This window comes from Lentzea sp. NEAU-D7 (assembly GCF_026242055.1).
Taxonomy (GTDB): Bacteria; Actinomycetota; Actinomycetes; order Mycobacteriales; family Pseudonocardiaceae; genus Lentzea.
Genome location: NZ_JAPJDL010000029.1, coordinates 1,271 through 22,577 on the forward strand (window position 1 = coordinate 1,271; position 21,307 = coordinate 22,577).

The 21,307-nt window shown below is 70.1% G+C and carries 20 protein-coding genes and 1 riboswitch; of the genes, 7 read left to right on the forward strand and 13 right to left on the reverse strand.

The annotated features are described in order from the left end of the window. Positions 1–89 precede the first annotated feature (89 nt). A complete protein-coding gene (gene typA / locus ORI60_RS39095) occupies positions 90–1,985 on the reverse strand; it encodes a translational GTPase TypA (RefSeq protein WP_266040868.1) in 1,896 nt (631 codons plus the stop codon). Positions 1,986–2,151: 166 nt separating this feature from the next. On the opposite strand from typA, the gene ORI60_RS39100 reads away from it, so the two are divergent. After that, complete coding sequence (locus ORI60_RS39100; protein ID WP_167974072.1) at positions 2,152–2,307, forward strand: hypothetical protein; 156 nt, start codon at positions 2,152–2,154, stop codon at positions 2,305–2,307. A gap of 356 nt (positions 2,308–2,663) precedes the next feature. Next, positions 2,664–3,266 carry a S41 family peptidase gene (locus ORI60_RS39105; RefSeq protein ID WP_266040867.1) on the forward strand — a complete coding sequence of 201 codons (603 nt, stop codon included), beginning with the start codon at positions 2,664–2,666 and terminating at the stop codon, positions 3,264–3,266. On the opposite strand, the gene ORI60_RS39110 is transcribed toward ORI60_RS39105, so the two are convergent. Further along, entirely contained in the window at positions 3,263–3,565 is a 303-nt protein-coding gene (locus ORI60_RS39110) for a YciI family protein (protein ID WP_266040866.1), read from the reverse strand. The two genes, ORI60_RS39105 and ORI60_RS39110, sit on opposite strands and share 4 nt — an antisense overlap. A 181-nt stretch (positions 3,566–3,746) precedes the next feature. Here ORI60_RS39110 and trpS point away from each other — a divergent pair, with 181 nt between their 5' ends. Then, positions 3,747–4,670 (forward strand): tryptophan--tRNA ligase, encoded by a 924-nt coding sequence (gene trpS / locus ORI60_RS39115; protein WP_266040865.1) that lies wholly within the window; start codon positions 3,747–3,749, stop codon positions 4,668–4,670. Here trpS and ORI60_RS44665 read toward each other — a convergent pair. Genes ORI60_RS44665 through ORI60_RS39130 form a run of 3 tightly spaced genes read right to left on the reverse strand, consistent with a single transcriptional unit; the run spans position 4,663 to position 7,412 of the window. Continuing rightward, positions 4,663–5,436 (reverse strand): (deoxy)nucleoside triphosphate pyrophosphohydrolase, encoded by a 774-nt coding sequence (locus tag ORI60_RS44665; protein ID WP_323055949.1) that lies wholly within the window; start codon positions 5,434–5,436, stop codon positions 4,663–4,665. The two genes, trpS and ORI60_RS44665, sit on opposite strands and share 8 nt — an antisense overlap. Positions 5,437–5,445: 9 nt before the next feature. Next, positions 5,446–6,702, reverse strand: a complete 1,257-nt coding sequence (locus ORI60_RS39125) for a sensor histidine kinase (protein ID WP_266040864.1) — start codon at positions 6,700–6,702, stop codon at positions 5,446–5,448. Further along, positions 6,699–7,412: a response regulator transcription factor gene (locus ORI60_RS39130; protein ID WP_266040863.1), complete on the reverse strand. Its 714-nt coding sequence runs from the start codon at positions 7,410–7,412 to the stop codon at positions 6,699–6,701. The genes ORI60_RS39125 and ORI60_RS39130 overlap by 4 nt, the downstream gene beginning before the upstream one ends. 155 nt (positions 7,413–7,567) lie before the next feature. On the opposite strand from ORI60_RS39130, the gene ORI60_RS39135 reads away from it, so the two are divergent. Genes ORI60_RS39135 through ORI60_RS39145 form a run of 3 tightly spaced genes read left to right on the forward strand, consistent with a single transcriptional unit; the run spans position 7,568 to position 10,451 of the window. After that, positions 7,568–8,641 carry a LolA family protein gene (locus tag ORI60_RS39135; RefSeq protein ID WP_266040862.1) on the forward strand — a complete coding sequence of 358 codons (1,074 nt, stop codon included), beginning with the start codon at positions 7,568–7,570 and terminating at the stop codon, positions 8,639–8,641. Beyond that, entirely contained in the window at positions 8,638–9,642 is a 1,005-nt protein-coding gene (locus ORI60_RS39140) for an ABC transporter ATP-binding protein (RefSeq protein ID WP_266040861.1), read from the forward strand. Before ORI60_RS39135 ends, ORI60_RS39140 begins: the two co-directional genes overlap by 4 nt. Further along, the gene (locus tag ORI60_RS39145) at positions 9,639–10,451 is read left to right on the forward strand and encodes an ABC transporter permease (RefSeq protein WP_266040860.1); all 813 of its coding nucleotides are present in this window, start codon (positions 9,639–9,641) and stop codon (positions 10,449–10,451) included. Before ORI60_RS39140 ends, ORI60_RS39145 begins: the two co-directional genes overlap by 4 nt. Here ORI60_RS39145 and ORI60_RS39150 read toward each other — a convergent pair. From ORI60_RS39150 to ORI60_RS39165, 4 genes are all read right to left on the reverse strand, one after another. Next, positions 10,448–11,206 carry an SDR family oxidoreductase gene (locus ORI60_RS39150; protein ID WP_266040859.1) on the reverse strand — a complete coding sequence of 253 codons (759 nt, stop codon included), beginning with the start codon at positions 11,204–11,206 and terminating at the stop codon, positions 10,448–10,450. The two genes, ORI60_RS39145 and ORI60_RS39150, sit on opposite strands and share 4 nt — an antisense overlap. Positions 11,207–11,217: 11 nt before the next feature. Further along, positions 11,218–12,171: an ABC transporter ATP-binding protein gene (locus ORI60_RS39155; RefSeq protein WP_266040858.1), complete on the reverse strand. Its 954-nt coding sequence runs from the start codon at positions 12,169–12,171 to the stop codon at positions 11,218–11,220. Continuing rightward, a complete protein-coding gene (locus ORI60_RS39160; protein WP_416234502.1) occupies positions 12,171–13,778 on the reverse strand; it encodes an ABC transporter permease in 1,608 nt (535 codons plus the stop codon). The genes ORI60_RS39155 and ORI60_RS39160 overlap by 1 nt, the downstream gene beginning before the upstream one ends. Then, positions 13,754–14,758 (reverse strand): thiamine ABC transporter substrate-binding protein, encoded by a 1,005-nt coding sequence (locus ORI60_RS39165; RefSeq protein WP_416234501.1) that lies wholly within the window; start codon positions 14,756–14,758, stop codon positions 13,754–13,756. The genes ORI60_RS39160 and ORI60_RS39165 overlap by 25 nt, the downstream gene beginning before the upstream one ends. Beyond that, positions 14,745–14,857, reverse strand: a riboswitch (TPP riboswitch). (Overlaps the previous gene by 14 nt.) A 32-nt stretch (positions 14,858–14,889) precedes the next feature. On the opposite strand from ORI60_RS39165, the gene ORI60_RS39170 reads away from it, so the two are divergent. Further along, the gene (locus tag ORI60_RS39170; RefSeq protein WP_266040857.1) at positions 14,890–15,183 is read left to right on the forward strand and encodes a 4a-hydroxytetrahydrobiopterin dehydratase; all 294 of its coding nucleotides are present in this window, start codon (positions 14,890–14,892) and stop codon (positions 15,181–15,183) included. A gap of 30 nt (positions 15,184–15,213) precedes the next feature. Here the strand turns inward: ORI60_RS39170 and ORI60_RS39175 are convergent, their stop codons facing one another. From ORI60_RS39175 to ychF, 4 genes are all read right to left on the reverse strand, one after another. Next, the gene (locus ORI60_RS39175) at positions 15,214–16,428 is read right to left on the reverse strand and encodes a mannosyltransferase (RefSeq protein ID WP_266040856.1); all 1,215 of its coding nucleotides are present in this window, start codon (positions 16,426–16,428) and stop codon (positions 15,214–15,216) included. A 278-nt stretch (positions 16,429–16,706) separates the two neighbouring features. Continuing rightward, complete coding sequence (locus ORI60_RS39180; protein WP_090007203.1) at positions 16,707–16,862, reverse strand: DUF6131 family protein; 156 nt, start codon at positions 16,860–16,862, stop codon at positions 16,707–16,709. 109 nt (positions 16,863–16,971) lie between these two features. Continuing rightward, positions 16,972–20,097 carry an AfsR/SARP family transcriptional regulator gene (locus ORI60_RS39185; RefSeq protein ID WP_266040855.1) on the reverse strand — a complete coding sequence of 1,042 codons (3,126 nt, stop codon included), beginning with the start codon at positions 20,095–20,097 and terminating at the stop codon, positions 16,972–16,974. A gap of 97 nt (positions 20,098–20,194) precedes the next feature. Next, on the reverse strand, positions 20,195–21,274 hold the full coding sequence (gene ychF / locus ORI60_RS39190) for a redox-regulated ATPase YchF (protein WP_266040854.1): 1,080 nt from the start codon (positions 21,272–21,274) through the stop codon (positions 20,195–20,197). Between the last annotated feature and the right edge of the window lie 33 nt (positions 21,275–21,307).

Consider the following 21,307-nt stretch of genomic DNA (forward strand, 5'->3'; position numbering starts at 1 on the left):
CCCCCCCGCGCCGGCCCCCCCGCCCCCCGCGCGGGGCGCCGGGGCGCGGCCCCCCCCCGCCCCTGTCAGGCGTTGCGTCAGCGCTGGTACTAGCCGCGCTGCTTGAGGCGGGAACGCTCGCGGCCGCGGAGGTTCGCGTCCAGGGTCACCTTGCGGACGCGGATGACGTCCGGGGCCACCTCGACGCACTCGTCGGAGGCGCAGAACTCCAGCGCCTCCTCCAGCGAGAGCTTGCGGGGGCGGGCCAGGGTCTCCATCACGTCCGCCGTGGAGGAGCGCATGTTCGTGAGCTTCTTCTCGCGGGTGATGTTGACGTCGAGGTCCTCGGCGCGCGGGTTCTCGCCCACGACCATGCCCTCGTAGGCGTCGGCGCCCGGCTCCACGAAGAACGTGCCGCGGTCGGCCAGCTGGATCATCGCGTAGGCGGTGATGGAGCCGGTGCGGTCGGCGACCAGGGAGCCGTTGTGGCGGGTGCGGATCTCGCCCGCCCACGGGCCGTAGCCCTCGGAGACGGCGTTGGCGATGCCGGTGCCGCGGGTCTCGGTGAGGAACTCCGTGCGGAAGCCGATGAGGCCTCGCGACGGGACCACGTAGTCGAGCTTGATGCGGCCGGTGCCGTGGCCCGACATGTTCTCCATGCGGCCCTTGCGGTTCGCCAGCAGCTGCGTGACGGCGCCGAGGTGCTCCTCGGGGCAGTCGACGGACAGGCGCTCGAACGGCTCGTGGACCTTGCCGTCGACGGTGTGCGTGACGACCTGGGGCTTGCCCACGGTCAGCTCGAAGCCCTCGCGGCGCATCTGCTCGACCAGGATGGCCAGCGCCAGCTCGCCGCGGCCCTGCACCTCCCAGGTGTCCGGGCGCTCGGTCGGCAGGACCTTCACCGACACGTTGCCGACGAGCTCGGCGTCGAGACGCGCCTTGAGCACGCGGGCGGTGAGCTTGGTGCCGCCGTTGCGACCCGCCAGGGGCGAGGTGTTCACACCGACGGTCATCGAGATGGCCGGCTGGTCGACCGTGATCCGGGGCAGCGCCTCGGGGGCCTCGGCGTCGGCCAGCGTGTCACCGATGGTGATGTCGGCGATGCCGGCGATGGCGACCAGGTCACCCGCACGGGCGAACTCGGCCGGGACGCGGTCCAGCGCCTCGGTGATGAGGAGCTCGGTGATGCGGACCTTGACGGGCTCGCCGTCCTCGCGGCACCACGCCACGGTCTCACCCTTGCGCATCGTGCCCTGGTGGATGCGGCACAGCGCGATGCGACCGAGGAAGGTCGAGGCGTCGAGGTTCGTGACGAGCGCCTGCAGCGGGCCGTCGACGTCGACGTGAGGAGCGGGGATGCGGTCGAGCAGCACCTGGAACAGCACGTCCAGGTTCTCCTCGTCCGGCAGGCCGCCGTCCTCGGGCTGGTTCAGCGACGCGCGACCGGCGCGGGCCGAGGCGTAGACGACCGGCAGGTCCAGCACGGACTCGTCGGCGCCCACCTCGGACGCGAGGTCGAGCAGCAGGTCGTGGGCTTCCTCGACGACCTCGGAGATCCGGGCGTCGGGGCGGTCGACCTTGTTGACCAGCAGGATCACCGGCAGGCCGGCCGCGAGGGTCTTGCGCAGGACGAAGCGCGTCTGGGGCAGCGGGCCCTCGGACGCGTCGACCAGCAGCACGACGCCGTCGACCATCGACAGCGCGCGCTCGACCTCGCCACCGAAGTCGGCGTGGCCGGGGGTGTCGACCACGTTGATGATCACGTCGCCGTCCGGCGTGTGCCTGCGCACAGCCGTGTTCTTGGCGAGGATCGTGATTCCCTTCTCCCGCTCGAGCTCGCCCGAGTCCATGACCCGGTCGACGAGCTCGGCACGCGCGGAGAACGCGCCGGACTGGCGCAGCATTGCATCGACCAAGGTGGTCTTGCCGTGGTCGACGTGCGCGACGATCGCGACATTTCGCAGGTCAGTTCGCGTCTGAAGGACAGACGCGGTGGCCGTGGGCACGCAGAACTCCTATGAGCTTCGAAGGCGTTGGAGGGGCTCGCGCCGGACACTTCGATGCGCAGGGCCGTTGCTGATACTACCGGCTGCGTCGCCATTACCACACAAGAGTGCCAGTGAAGTGAGCCTCACCTACTCTAGCGATACGTGTCGGAGTGGAGTTCAACCAGTGGGCAAAAAGCTCAAGAAGAAGTGTTGCCGGTCGAAGCCCCAGTGCAAGCGCTGCCCGGTTCCGTTCCTGCTCAAGGAACGTGACAAGGCCAGGAAGAAGGCAGCCAAGAAGGCCGAGAAGGCGGCCAAGAAGGCCCTGAAGAAGGCCGCTTGAGACCCGCCGGGGTCCATGCGTACGTCGAGGCGGCTCTGGGCCTCCTCGAGCGTCACTCGATCGACAGCGCGGCGGCCGACTGGCCCGCGCTACGTGCCGAAGCTCACCTCGCGACCGCCGATGCGCGCGTCCCGGAGGACACCTACGACGCGATCCGTCACGTGATCGCCACGCTCGGCAACCCGCACACCCACCTGATCACGGCGCGGCGAGCGGCCTCTGCGCCGCGTTCCACCATTCCAACCGGTCGGTTGCTTGAGGCAACCGGACGGTCGGACCAAGCAACCGGACGGTCGGACCAAGCAACCGGACGGTCGGACCAAGCAACCGGACGGTCGGGCGAAACAACCGGATGGTTGGTCCTGCCGGAGACCAGCTCACGCAACGGCAGGAAGTACGTCAGCGCCGGTCTGAAGGCGCTGCGCGGCCTGATCGGGAGCCGACCGACCGGTTGGGTTGTCGACCTGCGCGGCAACCGCGGCGGTGACATGCACCCGATGCTCGCGGTGGTGGCCCCGCTGCTCGGCGACGGCGAGCGGGGCAGGTTCGTCAGCGCCCACGGCGAGACGAGCTGGGGCATCAGACGCGGCCACGTCTACAACGGCGCAAGGACCGCGTACCGGTGGCACCGGGTCCCGGCCGCGCGCAACCAGCCGGTGGCGGTGCTCGTCGACGGCGGCACGGCGAGTTCCGGAGAGGCCGTGCTGATCTCGTTCCTGGGCGCGGAGGACACCAAGACCTTCGGCCGGCCGACAGCCGGCTACGCGACGGCGAACGAGACGTTCGGGCTGCCCGACGGCGCGCGGCTCGCCATCACGACCGCGCTCATGGCCGACCGCACCGGGAGGACGTACGGCAACACCCCGATCGCCCCGCACACGCTCGTCGACACGGATGACACGAATGACGCGGACGACGCGCTGGACGCGGCGATCGAGTGGCTCGCCGGACGGGCCTAGTGCTGCAGCACGGCCTCGTTCAGCTTCAGCAGCTCGGGCGCCGTTCGCGTCGCCTCGAACTCGCAGATCTCGTACGTCACGAGTTTCTGCTCGGCCCACGGGTCCGTGGCGAGCAGCGCTTCGAGCTTGCCCCGGGGCATGGGCCGCGTGATGATCACGCCGCCCGTCCTCGGCACCTGACGCCCCGAGGCGAGGAAGAGACCTCGCTCGTACTGCTTCTCGACCCAGGCTCGGTGGTCGGGAAGGGCGTAGTCGATCTGTTCCAGTGGCGCGGCGTACTTCAGCAGCACGATGAACATGCGTTGACGGTAGACCTATACTCGCCATCATGCGCACGATGAACGCCTTCTGGTGGGCCGCTTTCAGGCGGCCGGAGTAGCTGTGCGCAGAGTTCACCACTGACGCCACACGAGCCGCCCGCGACGGGGCGGCTTTTTCGTGCGTGTCGTCCGGGCGGTCCTTCACGAGAGGACCAGCATCATGATCCGGCTCTCCGCCATCACGCCCTCCGGCCAGGTGCACCTGGGCAACTACCTCGGTGCGCTGCGCACGTGGGCTCGTGAGGGCACCGACGAGGACGTGTACTTCATCAGCGACCTGCACGCGATGACGTCGTCGCACAATCCGCAACGGCTGCGATCCATGACGCGTGAGCAGCTCGCGGTGCTCATCGCGTCCGGCATCGCCCCGGCGAGCGTGTGCGTCCAGAGCGATCTGATCCGCGAGCTGGGGGCGCTGAACTGGGTCCTGGAGTGCACCTGCACGTACGGGGAGGCCGCGCGGATGATCCAGTTCAAGGAGAAGTCGCTCGGCCGCGAGTCGGTGCGGCTGAGCCTGCTGACCTATCCGGTGCTGATGGCCGCGGACATCCTGCTGCAGGGCACCGCGGAGGTGCCGGTCGGCGAGGACCAGCTCCAGCACGTCGAACTGGCCCGCGCGCTCGCCCGGCGGTTCAACCACGCCTACGGCGACGCGTTCATCGTGCCGACCGCGGTGGTGCCGAAGGTGGGGGCGCGCATCAAGGACCTCTCGGACCCGGCCCGCAAGATGGACAAGTCGGCGCAGAACTCGGCGGGTGTCGTGTTCGTACTCGACGACCCCGACCTGGTGCGGCGCAAGGTGCGCAGGGCCGTCTCGTCCACCGAGGGCATCGCGAACCTGACCGAGATCCTCGCCTCCTGCACCGGCAAGGCACCCGAGGACTACACGAGCAGGTTCGCCGACCTCAAGAACGTCGTGGCCGAAGCGGTGATCGAGGAGCTCCGTCCCGTCCGCGACCGCACGCTGGAGCTCCTCGCCGACCCCGCCGAGCTGGACCGGATCAGGAACGCCGGCGCGGAACGGGCCCGCGAGCGCGCCCAGCACCGGCTGAACGCGGCGCTGCGCCTGTCCGGGCTCAGTTGAGGAGCTGCTGAAGGGCCGGCACCAGCACGCGATCGGCGGGCAGCCAGTCCAGGCCGGGCAGCTCGCCGGCGGTGAGCCACCGGACGGCGTTGTGCTCCAACGCTTCCGGTTCACCGCCGGCGAGCTCCGCGGCGAAGATCCGCAGCACCAGGTCCTTCTTCAACGGCACGTCCGGCCCGACCTGCTCGCCGACGACAACGGGAACACCCAGCTCCTCCACGCACTCGCGCACCAGCGCGTCCGCGGGCTTCTCGCCGGGCTCGACCCGCCCGCCGGGTAGTTCCCACTGCCCCGCATGGCTTTCCGGGTAGGAACGCTGCTGCGCCAGCAACCGCCCGTCCCGGACGACCGCCGCGCCCACCACGACCCCGGCCGCGCTCAGCTCCTCGCACCGCCGGGCGAGCAGCGCCGAGCGCTTCTCCAGCACCCGCAACGCCATTCCGCGCCCGACCGCCACGTCCGCGAACCGGCCGACGACACCGCGCACCGAGGTCCACGCGACGCGGTCGACCACCATCGTCCCGGCGCCGGTCGCCACGAGGTCCGTGTGCAGCTCCAGGAAGCCGCCGGCCGCGGACACACCGGACAGGTCCGCGCGCGTGACCGTCAACCGCACGCCGAACGGCCCGGTGAGCACGTCTCCCAGGCACAGCAGCGGTCCCGCGACGCGCACCCCGAACGCCGTGATCAGCGAGGTGTCCAGCAGGGCACCCGCGACGACGGGAACAGGCGCATCGACCAGCGCGGACGCTCGCAACTCAGGCACCAGAGCTTGCTACCAGGACGGCCAGCGGATCTCCAAACGCGCACCACCGGCAGGGGACTCCGCGGCGCGGACCGTCCCGCCCCTGCGCTGCACGAGGTGTGACACCAGGGCCAGCCCGAGACCGAAGCCACCGGACCGGCGGCCGCGGTCCTCCTCCACCCGGTAGAACCGGTCGAACACCTTCGCGCGGTGCTCGGCGGGGATGCCGTGCCCGTCGTCGTCCACGAGCAACCGCACGTCCCGCCCGACCGGGACCAGCGTGAGCGTGATCGTCGAGTACGCGTACCGGGCGGCGTTGCGCAGCAGGTTGTCCAGCACCAGCTCGACCTCTGAGCGCGTGGCCGACACCAGGCACGCCGACGGCGGGGCGGTCAGCCGCACCAGCAGCTCCGTGTCCAGCCGGGAGATCGCCGCCTCTGCCTCCAGCACCAGGTCCACTGCCTCGGCACGCGGCGGCGCCGCCGTGTCCGCGCGGGCCAGTATCAGCAACGACTCCACCAGGGCGCTGAGCCGGATCGACTCCTCGACCACGGACTCCAGCACCTCGATGGAGAAGTCGGGATCCGGGTGTGCCACCGCGACCTCGGCCTGCGCCCGCACGGACGCGACCGGCGACCTCAGCTCGTGCGCCGCGTCCCCGGTGAAGCGCCGCAACCGGTCCGAGGCCTCGTCCCGCCGGGCAAGCAACGCGTTCAGCGCCTCGGCCAGCGCTTGCAGCTCGTCGCGCGACGGCGGCACCGGCAGCCGTTCGCCGTGCGGCAGCTCCCCCGCCGCGACGCGCATCCGTTCGACCGGCCGCAACGACGAGCGCACCGACAGCCAGGTCGCGATCCCCACCAGCCCGGCCACCAGCACCGCCGCGACGGCCAGCCAGCGCGAGCCGAGCGTGTTCGCCTTGCCGTACCCGAGCAACGTGCTCGCGTAGACCTCCAGCCGCGGTGTCCCGTCCCCGGAGAACACCACCTGCCCCCGGAACCGGAGCGCGGACTCCCCCTCCAGCCGCAGCACGGGCTCCCCGGACCTCAGGGCCCGGATGTCCTGCGCGGTCAGCGGAAGCGGCGGCTTGCCGTCCACCGGCACGCCGGCCACGTCCAGCACCCGGGGCGTCGACTTCTCCAGCTCCTGGTCGACCGCGGTGATCTGGATCAGCCCGATCAGCGCGGGCGCCAGGCCCGTGAACGCGAGCAGGCACAGCAACGCGACCCCGGTGGCCACGACGGTGATGCGGAAGCGCAGCGTGCGCCGCAACCACCAGCCAGGACTCACCTGTTCCCCAGCGCGTTGTCCAGGTCCGGCGTGGACGCGATGTACCCGTGCCCGCGGATGGTCCGCACGACCTCACCGGCCCCCACGGCCTCCAGCTTGCGCCGCAGGTACCCCACGTAGACCTCGACGGCGTTCCTGGTCGCTGCCTGCTCGTCTCCCCAGACGGTCCGCAGCAGCTCGTCCTTGGTCACCACAGACCCCGCCCGCGACGCCAGCACGTCGAGCACCGCGTACTCGCGCGGCGACAGCGACACGTCCTGCCCGCCCCAGCTGACCTCGCGCAGCCCGCGGTCGATGACGAGGTGCCCCAGCGTCAGCCTCCGCCGAGCACCGCCACCCCGCCGCAGCAACGCCCTGACCTGGGCCACGAGCACGACGAAGCTGAACGGCTTGACCAGGTACCCGTCGGCGCCGAGGTCCAGCCCGTCCGCCTGGTCGACCTCCCCGTCCTTGGCGGACACCATCAGCACCGGCGTGCGCACCCCGTCGGCGCGCATGCGCTGCAGCACCCGGTAGCCGGAGAGACCGGGCAGCATGATGTCGAGCAGCACCACGTCGAAGGCCCCGGTCAACGCCACCCGCAGCGCCGTGGGTCCGTCGGAGGCCGTGACGACCTCCATGCCCTCGGCCGAGAGACCACGTTCCAACGCCCGGCGCACGCCGGCTTCGTCGTCCACGACCAGCACTCGAGGCTTCACGGGTGACAGCATGCCGCGCGCGGCTCCCCGCTGCCCGCAAGATCTCAGCCGACTCTCAGCAAGCACCTCCGCACAAGCACAAAACCGCAGGTGGGAGTAGTCTCAGCACCATCTCAGCAACCCACCACCAAGCTATGGGTACAAGCCCTTGGAGGAGGGGACCACTGATGAACAAGCGAAAGGTGACCCTGGCCGCTGCGGCGGCCGGTGTGGTCACCGGTGTGGCAGGCCTCGGCCTGCTCGCCATGCCAGCGGGTGCGGGCCAGCCGCCATCACTCCCGGACGTGTCCGCGGAGTCACTCGTCGAACAGGTGATGACGAGCAAGCCGGGTGCGTTCGGCGGAACGGTGGAGGTCGACAACAAGCTCGGCCTGCCGTCGCTCGCCGAGATCCCGCAGCTCGCCGACGGCAAGCACAGCGCGCGGATCTGGACGGACGGCAACGGCAAGTTCCGCGCCGCCCTGCCGAACGGCCAGTCCGAGCAGACCATCGTGAACGACGGCAAGACCACGTGGTCTTGGAACTCCGCGGACAACGAGGTCGTCAAGTCCGAGCACAAGGCGGACGAGCCGAAGGCCGGGAACGAGAAGGCCGAGTCGGTCGACCCGGCCACCGCGGCCAAGCAGGTCGTCGGCATGACCAAGGAGTTCAGCGACATCACCGTCGACGGCACCGCGCGAGTCGCGAACCGTGCCGCCTACGAGCTCGTGCTGACCCCCAAGGCCAGCGAGAAGACCCTGATCCGCGAGGTGCGGATCGCGGTCGACGCCGAGCTGAAGATGCCGTTGCGCGTCGCCGTTCTGACTAACGGCGCGAGCGAGCCCGCGGGCACGGTCGGCTTCAGCGAGATCAACGTCGGCGCGCAGGACCCGAAGCTCTTCGAGTTCACGCCGCCGGCCCAGGCCAAGGTCACGACGCCGGAGGCCAAGGAGGAGAAGGGCCGCGACCGCGGATCCGAGCTCGGCATCGAGCAGGCGTTGCAGGGTGAGGACCCGCAGATCTTCGGCACGGGCTGGGACACGGTCGTCGGCGCGCGGATTCCGGCCGAGGCCATGACCCAGGTTCCCGCCGAGGCGCAGGGCCTGGTCGACAGGTTCACCAAGAAGGTCAGCGGTACCTGGGGCAGCGGCCAGATCTTCACCACGAAGGTCGCCACGATCCTGATCGCGGACGACGGCCGTGTCGTCGCGGGTGCCGTGCCCGAGCAGGTCCTGTTCGACACGATCGGACAGGTGAAGTGACCACCTCGACCAGCGCGCCGGTGACAGCGCCCAGCAAGACCGCTGTCGCCGCGCGGACCAGGGGTCTGCGCAAGGAGTACGGGAGCACGGTCGCCGTGGACCGCGTCGACCTGGAGCTGCCGGAAGGTGCAGTGCTCGGCATGCTGGGCCCCAACGGGTCCGGCAAGACGACCACGATCCGGATGCTGCTCGGGTTGGTCCGCCCCACGCAGGGGGAGATCGAACTGCTCGGAAGGCCGCTGCCAGAGGGAGCCGAGCAGTCGCTGCCGCACGTGGGCGCGCTGGTCGAGGGTCCGGGGTTCCACCCGTTCCTCAGCGGACGGGAGAACCTCGTCAGGTGTGCCGCGTTCGAGCCTCTGCTGCCTCGCAAGGAGATCAAGCAGGCGGTCGAGGACGCCATCGAACGCGTCGGGCTCGCCCAGGCGGCCCACCGCAGGTACCGGGGGTACTCGCTCGGCATGAAGCAACGTCTCGGCCTGGCCGCGGCGTTGCTCGTGCCGCGCAAGCTCGTCGTCCTCGACGAGCCGACCAACGGCCTGGACCCCGCCGGCACGCGGGAGATCCGCAAGATCATCGCGGACCTGCACGCGGCCGGCAGCACCGTCCTCGTCTCCAGCCACCTGCTGAGCGAGGTCGAGGCCACCTGCACGCACGTCGCAGTGCTGCACCGCGGCACCGTGGTGGCACAGGGAGAGCTGACCGAGCTGCTGCAGGCGGGCGGCTCGGCGCTCCAGGTGATCACCCCGGACGTCGAAGCGGCGCTGAGCGCTCTGCGGCAGGCCAAGATCTCCGCGCGTCCGCTGGGTGAGGGCCTGCGGGTCGAGCTCGCCGGGACGAGCGCGCCGCAGGTGATCGAGACGCTCGTCCAGGGCGGCGCCCGCGTCTTCGAGGCGACGCGCTGGAAGACCGGCCTGGAGGAGCTGTTCGCACGGCTCACCGAGGCCGAGGAGGCAGAGCGCGGAATGTCCGCTGTGGACACTCTGGACGGGGGACGCCGATGATCACGCGCCAGTTCGGCTCCGAGGTGCGCTGGATGCTGCGCCGGCCGCGAACCCTCATCGGGTTGTTCGGCCTGATCCTCGTCCCGATCATCATCAGCTTCGGCATCTGGACCGCGAGCGACGAGGGCGAGGGCGGCGGCGGGCCTCCGGGGCTCGGCGCGATCCTCCAGGGCAACGGCATGGTCGTGCCGATCTTCACGTTGTTCCTGTCGCTCAACCTGCTGCTGCCGCTGGTGGCGTCGATCTGGGCGGCGGACGGGCTCGCGGGCGAGGCCCAGCACGGCACGTTGCGCGGCCTGCTGGTCGCCCCGGTGTCGCGCGTGCGGCTGCTGTTCGTGAAGCTCTTCGGCCTCACCGCGATGTCGCTGTTCGCCGTCACGCTGATGGCCGTCGTCGGCATCATCGCGGGCACGGCGTTCCTCGGCACCGACGGCATGATGACGCTGTCCGGCACCACGCTCTCGACCGCCGAGGGCCTGCTGCGCATCGGTTTGTTCATCCTGCTGGTGACGTTCCAGATGGTGGCGATCGGCGCGGTCGCCCTCGCCGTCTCGTCCACCACCGAGCACCCGCTCGTGGTGCAGGCGGCGACGATGACGACGATCATCGTGTTCCAGGTGCTCGGGCAGTTCTCGTCGCTGGACTGGCTGCACCCGTTCCTGATCACGACGGGCTTCCCGGGGCTGATCGACGTGATGCGCGATCCGATCCCGCTCGGGCAGATCGGCGACAGCACGCTGCTCGCCGGCTGCTACCTGCTGATCGGCACGGGCCTGGCGGCCATCCGCCTGGTCACGAAGGACAGTTAACGAAATCCGCCCTCGCTGTTGATCACCTGACCGGTGATCCACTCGGCGTCGTCGGTGCAGAGCCAGGAGATCAGCCGGGCGGCGTCGTCCGGCTGACCCCAGCGGCCGAGTGGCATGCGTTCGCGCACCCACTCCCTCGTCTCCTCGCCGGCGTAGCCGGTGTCGGTCGGGCCGGGGTTCACCGCGTTGACGGTGATCCCCTGCCTGATCAGCTGGTGCGACAGCGTCGGCAGGATCCCCACCAGCGCGCCCTTCGACGCCGCGTAGGCGATCTCGCCCGGCATCGGTCCGAGGTTCTGCCCGGACGTCATGAACACGACACGTCCGCCCGGCGCCCCGTCGTGCTGCCGGGCAAACGCTTGCGCCAGCAGGATCGACGACCGCGTGTTCACCGCGTAGTGGGCGTCGATCTTCTCCGCGTCCAGCTCACCCAGCGCCCCGTCAGGCCCGCTGCTCGCGTGGTTGCACACCAGCACGTCCACACGCCCGTAGGCCTCGACCGCGGCCGCCACCAACCGGTCGGGTGCGTCCGGCAGAGCGAGATCGGCGCCGAGGTGCTCGACGCGCCCGCCGATGCCCGCGATCACGTCCTCGATCGAGTCCGCGCCCCACGGCTGCTCGGCGTCGTGCGGGACGTGGTGCTGCACGAACAGATCCGCACCCAGCCCGGCCAGGCGTTGCGCGATCGCGTACCCGATGCCCTGCCGCCTGCTCACGCCCGTGACGAGCGCGACGCGTCCTTCGAGAGATCCCATAGGACTCACAGCTAACCGATGCGGGCGACGCCGTCCAAGTCAATTTCGAGCCGGACCCGGTCGCCCACCTCGGCCATCGGCCCCACGGCCTCGTACTCCTCGCCGTCGATGGCCACGAGCAGCCGCACGTGATCGCGCCGGTGGACCCGTTCCACCACGGTGCCCTCGATCAGCCCGTCGGAGTCGACCCGTAGCGCCGTGGCCCGCAGCCCGACCCGCTCGACGTCCAGCCCGACGAACGAGCCGGGTACGAACTTGTTGCACCCCAGGAACTTCGCGGTCTCCACGTCGACGGGCGACGACCACACCTCGGCCGGCGGGCCGACCTGGACGATCCGGCCGCGCGACATGATCGCCACCCGGTCGGCCAGCGTGAAGGCCTCGTCGTGGTCGTGCGTCACGACGAGGGCCGTGGTCGCGGCCTCGCGCAGCAACCGCGCCAGGTCGACCGCCAACTGTTCGCGCAACGCCCTGTCCAGCGCCGACAACGGCTCGTCCAGCAGCACCAACCGGGGCGAGGGAGCCAGGGCCCGCGCGAGCGCCACCCGTTGCTGCTCGCCGCCGGACAGCTGCGTCACCCGGCGATCGGCGTAGCCCTCGAGCCCGACCAGTTCCAGCAGCGACAGCACGCGCTTGTCCCGCGTCTCGCGCTCGACCTTCTTCATCCGCAGGCCGAACGCCACGTTCCCGGCGACCGTCCGGTGCGGGAACAGCTGCCCGTCCTGGAAGACCAGCCCGAACTCGCGCCGGTGCACCGGGACGCCGGCCAGGTCGGTGGCGTCCCAGCGGACGGACCCCGACGTGGGCTTCTCCAGCCCGGCCACCGTCCGCAGCAACGTCGACTTGCCGCACCCCGACGGCCCGAGCAGCGCCACGACCTCGCCGTCCGCCACCGAGAGCGACACGTCCGACACCGCGGTCGTCCGTCCATAGCGGACGGTGATCGAGTCCAGCTCCAGCGCCATCAGAACTCCCCGCTGCTCGGCACGCGCAACCGCTCGATCAGCAGCACGCACCCGACCGTCACGACCATCAGCAGCACGCACGCCGCGTAGGCCATCTGGCTGTTCAACTCCCCCGGCCGCGACATGAGCCGCGCGATCACCACCGGCAACGTCGGCGCGTCCGGCCTGGCCAGGAAGCTCGTGGCCCCGAACTCCCCCAGCGCCACGACGTACCCGAACCCGGCCGCCGCCACCAGGGACCGCCCGACCAGCGGCAGGTCCACCTCGCGCCACACCCGCGCCGGCGAGGCTCCCAGCGTCGCCGCCGCCTGCCGCAGCCGTTCGTCGACGGCCCTCAGCACCGGCAGCACCATCCGCACGATCAGCGGCGTCACCACCAGCGCCTGCGCCAGCGGCACCAGCATCGGCGAGGTCCGGAAGTCGCCCGGCAGCGCGTCCATCGTGATCAGGTACCCGAAGCCGACCGTCACCGCGGACACGCCGAGCGGCAGCATCAGCGCGGTGTCCAGCACCTCGGCGAAACGGGCCCCCGACCGGCGCAGGCCGACCAGCACGACGGCCGAGAACACCCCGACCACCAGCGCCACCAGGGTCGCGTCGAAGGCCGTCCGCAGCGAGTTCACCGCGGCGTCGACGCCGGTGACCGCCAGCGTGCCGCGATCACCGCGCGTGTTCAGCGCCACGTACCCGGCGAGACTCCAGCCGTCCCTTGTGGACAGTGAGCGCGTCACCAGCCCCACGACCGGCGTCAGCAACGCCACCACGACGGCGAACGCGGCGAGGACCACGTACCACTCGCCGCCGGTCGGCCGTCGAGCCAGCTCCTCCCTGTCCCGCAACGCCAGCGCGGTCTCCCGCCGGCGCCGGGCCAGCGCGCCCAGCACCAGCACCGCCAGCACGGCGGCGAACTGCAGCAGCGACAGCGCCGCCGCCCCGGACAGGTCGAACAGCTCCACCGTGCGCAGGTAGATCTCGGTCTCCAGCGTCCGGTACCGCGACCCGCCCAGCACCAGCACGACGCCGAAGCTGGTGGCGCAGAACAGGAACACGACCGCCGCGGCCGAGCCGATGGCCGGTGCCAGCGCCGGCAGCACCACGGACAGGAACGCCCGCGGCCGCGAAGCCCCCAGAGCCCGGGCCGCGTCCTCGGCACGCCGGTCCGTGTGCGCCCACAGCCCGCCGACGGTCCGCGCGACCACGGCGACGTTGAAGAACGCGTTCGCCAGCACGATCGGCAGGACCCCGCCGTCGGGCCAGAACGTCCGGAAGGCCAGGCCCACCACCACGGTCGGCAGCACGAACGGCACCATCACGGCGGCTCTGACCAGCCCGAGCCCGCGAATCCGGCACCGCGCCAGCACGAACGCCAGCGGCATCCCGGCGAGGACGGCCACGACCGTCGACGCCAGCGCCTGCCCCAGCGTGAAGCAGACGAGTTCCCAGGTGTCGCTGTCGGCGAGCGCCGACAGCACACCACCTTCGCGCAGCCCGAGCGAGACGATCGCCAGCACGGGCCAGGCGAAGAAGAGGGCCAGGAAGGCCAGCGGCAGCAGCGCCGCCGCCGACCAGCCCGTACGGGAGCTCAGCCCTGCACGAGCTTGCGCCACTGCTCGACCCACGCTTCGCGGTTGTCCTTCACCTCGTCCGCGGGCAGGGCCTGCGGGTTCGGCGGCAACGGCGCGTCCTTGGCCCACGACTCGGGCAGCGCGACACCTTCACGCGACGGGTAGACGTACATCTGCTCGGCCACCTGGGCCTGGAACTTCTCGCCCAGAAGGAAGTCGAGGACCTTCTTCGCGTCCTCGGAGTTCTTGGCACCGGACAGCACGCCCGCGTACTCGACCTGGCGGTAGCAGGTGTCCAGCACGGCCTTGGTCTTGCCGCCCTCCGCCGACGGCGACGACGCGTAGGACACGACGATCGGCCGGTCGCCCTTGGTGGCGGAGAACTCCTGGTTGTATGCCTCTTCCCAGCCGCTCACGACCTTGACGCCGTTGGCCCTGAGCTTGGTCCAGTACTCCTGCCAGCCGTTCTCGCCGTACTTGGCGATCGTGCCGAGCAGGAACGCGAGACCGGGTGAGGACGTGGCCGGGTTCTCGACGACCAGCTTGTCCTTGAACTTCGGGTCGACCAGGTCGTCGTAGGACTTGGGCTCGACGCCGCCGAGCTTGGCCGGGTCGATGTTCAGGCACACGTCACCGACGTCGACGGCCTGCAGGCGGTTCGAGTCGTCGGCCTTGTAGCGCTGGGCGCCCTTCGAGGCCTCCGGGGAGGCGTACTCGGCGAACACGCCTTCCGACAGCGCCCGCGACGCGAACGTCGAGTCGACGCCGAACGCGACGTCGCCGATCGGGTTGGCCTTGGTGAGCACCAGCTTGTTCGTGAGTTCGCCCGCGTCACCGCTCGCGACCTGCTTCACGGTGATGCCCGAGGACTTCTGGAACTCCTCCAGCACCTCCGGCTTCACCGCGAACGAGTCGTGGGTCACCAGCGTGACCTCGCGCGACTGCGGCGCGGTCGACGTGCCGGCCGAACAACCGGTCAGCGCCAGAGCAGCGAAAACAGCACAAATCCTTCTCACAGCGATCTCTCCCTACGCCGGTATGACCCGGATCAGGTGGACGGTCGAGGGCTTGCGAGCCCTCCTCTCAGCCCGGCGCTTCACCGGACTCCCGCGGTAAACGCGCAGCCTACGTGACGTGGTGGGACGATCAGGACATGGCCGAGCTGTTGAGCGACGATCAGTTGGACCTCATCCTGCCCAAGCTGCCCGGCTGGTGCCCCCAGGACGCGGCGCTGGTCCGGACCGTGGAACTGCCGAGCTTCTCCCACGCGATCATGGTCGTGAACCGGGTCGCGGAGATCGCGGAGAACGACAACCACCACCCGGACATCGACATCCGGTACAAGACGCTGACATTCCGCCTGAGCACTCACCACAAGGGAGGAATCACCGCACTCGACGTGTCCCTCGCCGAGGAGATCGACGGCGTCCTGGACGCGATGAGCTGATTCGCACACCACGTCCCACTGCGGCGTGCGTCAGCCGGCGACCCGGCTGGGCGCGCCGTCGGACGCTTCCTCGTCACCGGGCAGCGGCGCGTTCCTCGCACGCCTGGCCGCCAGCCCGATCGCGACCAGCGTGAGCATGCCCGCGGCCGGATAGCCCCAGCCGAGCAGCACGAAGTACCAGGGCCGCGGGAAGTCCCAGATGTTCGGCTGGGCGAGCAGCAGGAACGAGATCAGGTAGCCGCCGGTCAGCAACACCCACAGGCCGGCGGTGATCTTGCACAGGACGTGCCCGCCCTCGTAGATCAGCCACAGCAGGGCGGGCACCATCCACACCCAGTGGTGGCTCCACGAGATCGGCGAGACCAGCAGGCCGAGCATCTGCACGCTGACGATCAACGCCAGCGCGTCCTTGGTCTTGCTGACCGCGAACCACGTCAGCGCGGCCGCGACGAGCACGGCGACGATGTAGATCGGACCGGTCTTGACGTCGTAACCGACCGTGCGGCTCAGGGCACCGCGCAGTGACTGGTTGATCGCGCTGCCGACAGGCCCGACCCGGCTCGCGTCGCCGAGCAGCTGGAACCAGAACTTGTCCGACTGGGACGGTGAGATCGCCCAGCCGATGCCGTAAACCACGACAAAAGCGACGAACGACCACACAGCGGCCATCCACCGCCGCTGGATCAGGAAGTACAGCCCCGAAATCGCGGGCGTGAGCTTGATGCCGGCGGCGAACCCCACACCGGCACCGCCGACCCAGTTGCGCGCGCTGGCGAGGGTGCCGATCAGGATCGCGACCAGCACCAGGTTGATCTGGCCGTAGTTGAGCGTGGTGCGGACCGGCTCGATCCACAGCGTCAGCGCGGTCCACATCATGGCGCGGCGCGGGTCCTGCAGCTTGAGCAGCTTCAGGCTGGTGCGCACGATGAAGTAGAGGCAGCCCAGGCAGATCAGCTGCCAGATCCAGCGCGACGCCTCCCACGGCACCCAGCTCATCGGCGTGAAGATCGCGGCCGCGAACGGCGGGTAGGTGAACGGCAGCGGGAACACGTCCGCGTACTGGTCGAGCCGCCACTCGTACAGGTCGCCGGAGAACAGGTGCGGCGATCCGTTGCGGTACACCAGCAGGTCGATCATGGTCATCTTCGCCTGGAAGGCGACCATGAAGAGGTGCCCGGCGACCGACAACGCGAGCAGCCACGGTGCTACGGAGAGCACACGCGCTTCCACAGCACGGAGTTTCACCCCGAAAACGTTACCCGAGGCAACGAAACGGGGTACCCCGGCGTCATTAGGACGGGAGAGATCGCAAGAGGGAGTTTTTCTGATCATGTCAGTTGATCTTGTAGTTGCCGCTGTCGCCGCTCTGGCCATGCTGGGGGTCGCGTTCGGAGTGTTCGCCGCCGCCGCACGCGCCAAGAACAACGTGTAAAGCCGTTGTGAGACATAAAGAAGGGGCAACCTCCACTGTGGAGGTTGCCCCTTCACCGTCTCCGAGGGGGAACGGTGTCTTGGTACGGCGTTTAGAAGTAGTGCGCCCGGCCACCGATCGGCTTGCCGACCGCGCCCAACACGGCGAGAATCGCGCCGATCACCAGCAACACCACGCCAAGCGTCGTCAGGATGCTGATGCCAGCAAGCCATCCGACGACGAGCAGGATCAGTCCGAGGACGATCATGACACCTCCAGGTGGGGAATCCTGTTCTAGGGCTACCCCACGGCGGTAGGTACAAACCTCGCTTCATACATTCGTCAGAGATGTAATCGGCGCAGGCGGGATTCGGCGATCACACCGGACGAGCACACAGGCGTTCGGGCACTCCGCAGTCCCGGTGAGCATCGGCGGCCAACGCTTCCGCGGCCTCCGCGCCCGCGATGTCACCCGTGGCGCGGCGTGCTGACGCGAGCGCCCTGAGTGACTGCCCTTCAAGGTACCGCTGGTGGTAGCGGCGGTGCGTGGCGACAGCCTCCTCCGCACAACTCAGCGCCTCCGCCGTCTCGCCCAGCGCGAGGTGGAGCAACGCACGTTCCTTGAGCTCGTCACCCGCGCCCAGCAGGTGCTCGTCGTTCACGAGTGCGCGCACCTCGCTCAGGTGGCGTGCCGCTGCCTCGTAGTCGCCGAGCTCGCGACACGACCGCGCGGCCGAACAGCCCGCCGCGATGCGGTCGTGGACCATCGTCTCGGGGTCGCTGATCCTGATCTGCAGGTTCGCCGCGGCCAACGCGTCCTCGTGCTCGCCGCATTCGTGGAACAGTTCCGCCAGCGAGTTCCAGACGTCGGCCTCCGCGTCGAAGCTGAGCATGAGCCGCATCTCGTCGAGGACCTCGAGCATGAGGTCGAACGCGGCGTCTTCCTCTCCGAGCGCGCGCCTCGCCCGGACGGCCATGCTGGTGCCCAGCGTGGACCGCCTGGGGTTGCCGAGTTCTGCCTGCACCGCCAGATAGGCGTCCTGGTGCGCGATCACCTCGGGCAACCTGCCCAGTTCCAGGTAAACGCTGTTCAGCGAGGCGTGGACGTGGCCGTGGAGCGCGGGTGAGTCGCTGAGCTCCAGCGCCCTGAGGTACTTCTGCTCCGCGGCGAGGAGGTCGGGCAGGCTGTACGACACGGTGCCCATGTTGACCAGCACCAGCGCCTGGCCCTCGACCGATCCCATCTGCTCGTGGATCGAGAGCGCCTCCCCCAGGTGGTGCAGGGCGACGGCCGAGTCACCCGCGACGCGGGCCACCGCGCCCAGGACGGTGTGCGCGGACGCCACGGCGCCGTGGTTGCCGCTCCGGCCGCCCAGCTCGAGCGCGACCCTGCCGAGCTCCGCCGCCTGTGCGAAGTCCCCCTGGCAGTAGCGGTGCGCCGCGGTGGAGAGGCTCGCGTCGGCGATCAGCACGTCGTCGCCGGACTCGCGGGCGGCGCTGAGCCTGATCTCGCACAACGCCGACCAGCTGGTGTCGTCGCGGATCTCGTAGCAGAAGCCGCTGAGCACGACACCGATCTCGGCGGCGGGCCGGTGGTCACCCTGCTCGGCCGCTGCCACCACCGTCGAGACCAGGTTCTCGTACTCGGCGGTCATCCACGCGTACGCCTGTTCCGAAGTGGTCAGCACCACGTCCGGCAGCTGCGTCGTGGCGGTGTCGAGCGGGAACCGCCGCTGGTCGGGGAACATCAGCTCGGCAGCGGTGTCGGTCATGCGGCGGTAGAAGTCGTACAGCCGCCCGATGGCCTCGGTGACCTCGTCGCTCCCACACCTCTCCCGCGCGTACACCCGCAGCAGGTCGTGCAGGGCGAAGCGGTCGCCGCGCTGTTCCACGAGGTGAACCGCGACGAGGTGGTTGAGGTGCCGGCGGACGGTGGGCAGACCGGAGATCACGGCGGCGTCGTTCGCGGTGAAGTCCACACCGGGCAGCACCCCGAGGCGGCGCAGCACCAGCCGTGCGTCCTCGGGCAGTGCGGAGTAGCTCTCGTCGAAGACGGCGCTGACCGCGGCGCCCGGATCGCCGGGGACCGCCAGCTCGCCGAGCCGGTCGGCGTCGAGCTGCGCGACCTTGTCCGCGATGAGCATCGAGTCCTGGGCGCGCAGGTCGGCGGCCGCGATGCGCAACGCCAGCGGCAGTCCGGCGCACAACCGCACCAGCGAGGCGGCGGCGTCCCCCTCCGCGCTCACCCGGCCCTCACCGAGCACGCGTTCCAGCAGCCGCATACCGCCGTCCGCGCCCAGCGTCGGCAACCGCACGAGGTCGGCGTCGTTCAGGGTCAGTCCACGCAGGTCACCACGGCTGGTGACGAGGGTCAGGGCGTCGGCGGACGCGGGCAGCAACGGCCGCACCTGCTCCGCGTTCGCCGCGTTGTCCAACAGCAGCAGGAACTTCCGGTCCGCGACCAGCGACCGGTAGAGCGCCACCTGCTCGTCCGGGTCGACCGGCGGGGAGTCGACGCCCAGCCCCTTGAGCACGAGCGTCAGCGCCTCCTGCGGCGGCATCGCCCGCACCGGGTCCTGGCCGCGCAGGTTCACGAAGATCTGCCCGTCGTCGAAGCGCCCGCCGATCCGGTGCGCCCAGTGCACGGCGAGAGCGGTCTTGCCCACCCCTCCGGTGCCGGAGATGACCAGCACCCGCGCACCGCTCGTGGCGAGCCGTCCGACGTCCTCCTCGCGCCCGGCGAACGTGGAGAGGTCCGGCGGCAGCTGCCGCGGCGTGACGCGCTTCTCCTCGGGCGGCGCGACCTCTCCGCGCAGGATCTGCTCGTGCAACTCGCTCAGCGCCGGCGCCGGGTCGACTCCCAGTTCGTCCGCGAACATCTCGCTGACCTGCCGGTACACCGAGAGCGCGCCTGCCTGCTGTCCCGACCGGTACAGCGCCAGCATCAGGTGAGCCCAGAAGCGGTCGCGCAGCGGATGCCTGCGCGTGAGTTCCTGCAGCTCCGGCACCAGGTCCACCGCCCGTCCGGCGGCGAGATCGGCGTCGATCCGCTGCTCCAGCGCGCCGAGCTGCTCCTCCACCAGCGGCGGCACGTCGTCGCGGTGCAGCGACTCCGACGCGACGTTGCCCAGCACGGGCCCCCGCCACAGCTCCAGCGCGGGCCCGAACCGCTGCTCCGCGACCAGCGCGCGGAACCTCAGCAGGTCGAGCTGCCCCGGTTCGACCTCGGCCAGGTACCCACCGGACTCGTGCCGCACGCAGTTCGCCGCGCCGAGCGCCTGCCGCAGCCGCATGACCACCGTCTGCAGCGTCTTGTGCGCGCGATCGAGGTTCGGCGGCTCGCCCTCCCACACCCGCTCGACCAACTCGTCCACCGAGGTGAACCGGTTGGCGCGCAACAACAACGTCGCGAGCAGCACCCGTCCGCGCCCAGCGGGAACTGCCACGGGTTCCCCGTCGAGCAACACCTCGAGCGGCCCCAGTACCCGGTACTCAACTCCCACGAGCTCGAAGTCTAGGTGCGCGAACCGGGACACTGCAGATGAACGAGAACGGGCTCCGAGCCGATCGGCTCGGAGCCCGCGAAACCCCGGAACGGAGTCAGACGTTGAAGCGGAACTCCACCACGTCGCCGTCGGACATGACGTAGTCCTTGCCCTCCATGCGGACCTTGCCCGCCGCCTTGGCGTCGGCCTTCGAGCCCGAGGCCACCAGGTCGTCGAACGACACGACCTCGGCCTTGATGAAGCCCTTCTCGAAGTCGGTGTGGATCACGCCGGCGGCCTGCGGGGCGGTGGCGCCCTGCGGGATCGTCCAGGCGCGCGCCTCCTTCGGACCCGCCGTGAGGTAGGTCTGCAGGCCGAGGGTGTGGAAGCCGGCGCGGGCCAGCGCGTGCAGGCCCGGTTCTGCCTGGCCGATCGACTCCAGCAGCTCCAGGGCCGACTCCTCGTCGAGCTCGAGCAGCTCCGACTCGACCTTGGCGTCGAGGAACACGGCGTCGGCCGGGGCGACCAGCTCGCGCAGTTCCTTCACGCGGGCCTCGTCGGTCAGCACGCCCTCGTCGGCGTTGAAGACGTAGAGGAACGGCTTGGTGGTGAGCAGGGAGAGCTCGCGCAGCAGCTCGCCGTCCACTTCGGACTGCGCCGCGAACAGCGTGCGGCCCGCGTCGAGGATGTCCTTGGCCTTCTTCGCGTTCTCCAGGACGGCGCGGCGGTCCTTCTGCATCCGCGCCTCCTTCTCGATCCTCGGAATGGCCTTCTCGAGGGTCTGGAGGTCGGCGAGGATCAGCTCGGTGTTGATCGTCTCGATGTCGCTGGACGGGTCGACGCGGCCGTCGACGTGCACGACGTCCGGGTCGTCGAAGACGCGGATGACCTGGCAGATCGCGTTCGCTTCGCGGATGTTCGCGAGGAACTTGTTGCCGAGGCCTTCTCCCTCCGACGCGCCCTTGACGATGCCCGCGATGTCGACGAACGACACCACGGCGGGCACCTCGCGCTCGGAACCGAAGATCTCGGCGAGCTTGGAGAGACGCGCGTCCGGCAGCGGCACGACGCCCACGTTCGGCTCGATCGTCGCGAACGGGTAGTTCGCGGCGAGCACGTCGTTGCGCGTGAGCGCGTTGAACAGGGTGGACTTGCCAACGTTGGGCAGGCCGACGATACCGAGGGTCAAACTCACGGAGAGCGAGTCTACGGCAGGGAACGGTCGTGT

Bases quoted from the DNA above. Each gene is read 5' to 3' on its own strand.
- ORI60_RS39170 (WP_266040857.1), top strand. From the start codon at position 14,890: ATGGCCGAGCTGTTGAGCGACGATCAGTTGGACCTCATCCTGCCCAAG.
- ORI60_RS39150 (WP_266040859.1), bottom strand. From the start codon at position 11,206: ATGGGATCTCTCGAAGGACGCGTCGCGCTCGTCACGGGCGTGAGCAGG.
- ORI60_RS39135 (WP_266040862.1), top strand. From the start codon at position 7,568: ATGAACAAGCGAAAGGTGACCCTGGCCGCTGCGGCGGCCGGTGTGGTC.
- ORI60_RS39130 (WP_266040863.1), bottom strand. From the start codon at position 7,412: ATGCTGTCACCCGTGAAGCCTCGAGTGCTGGTCGTGGACGACGAAGCC.
- ORI60_RS39180 (WP_090007203.1), bottom strand. From the start codon at position 16,862: ATGATCGTCCTCGGACTGATCCTGCTCGTCGTCGGATGGCTTGCTGGC.
- ORI60_RS39145 (WP_266040860.1), top strand. From the start codon at position 9,639: ATGATCACGCGCCAGTTCGGCTCCGAGGTGCGCTGGATGCTGCGCCGG.
- trpS (WP_266040865.1), top strand. From the start codon at position 3,747: ATGATCCGGCTCTCCGCCATCACGCCCTCCGGCCAGGTGCACCTGGGC.
- ORI60_RS39155 (WP_266040858.1), bottom strand. From the start codon at position 12,171: ATGGCGCTGGAGCTGGACTCGATCACCGTCCGCTATGGACGGACGACC.
- ORI60_RS39110 (WP_266040866.1), bottom strand. From the start codon at position 3,565: ATGTTCATCGTGCTGCTGAAGTACGCCGCGCCACTGGAACAGATCGAC.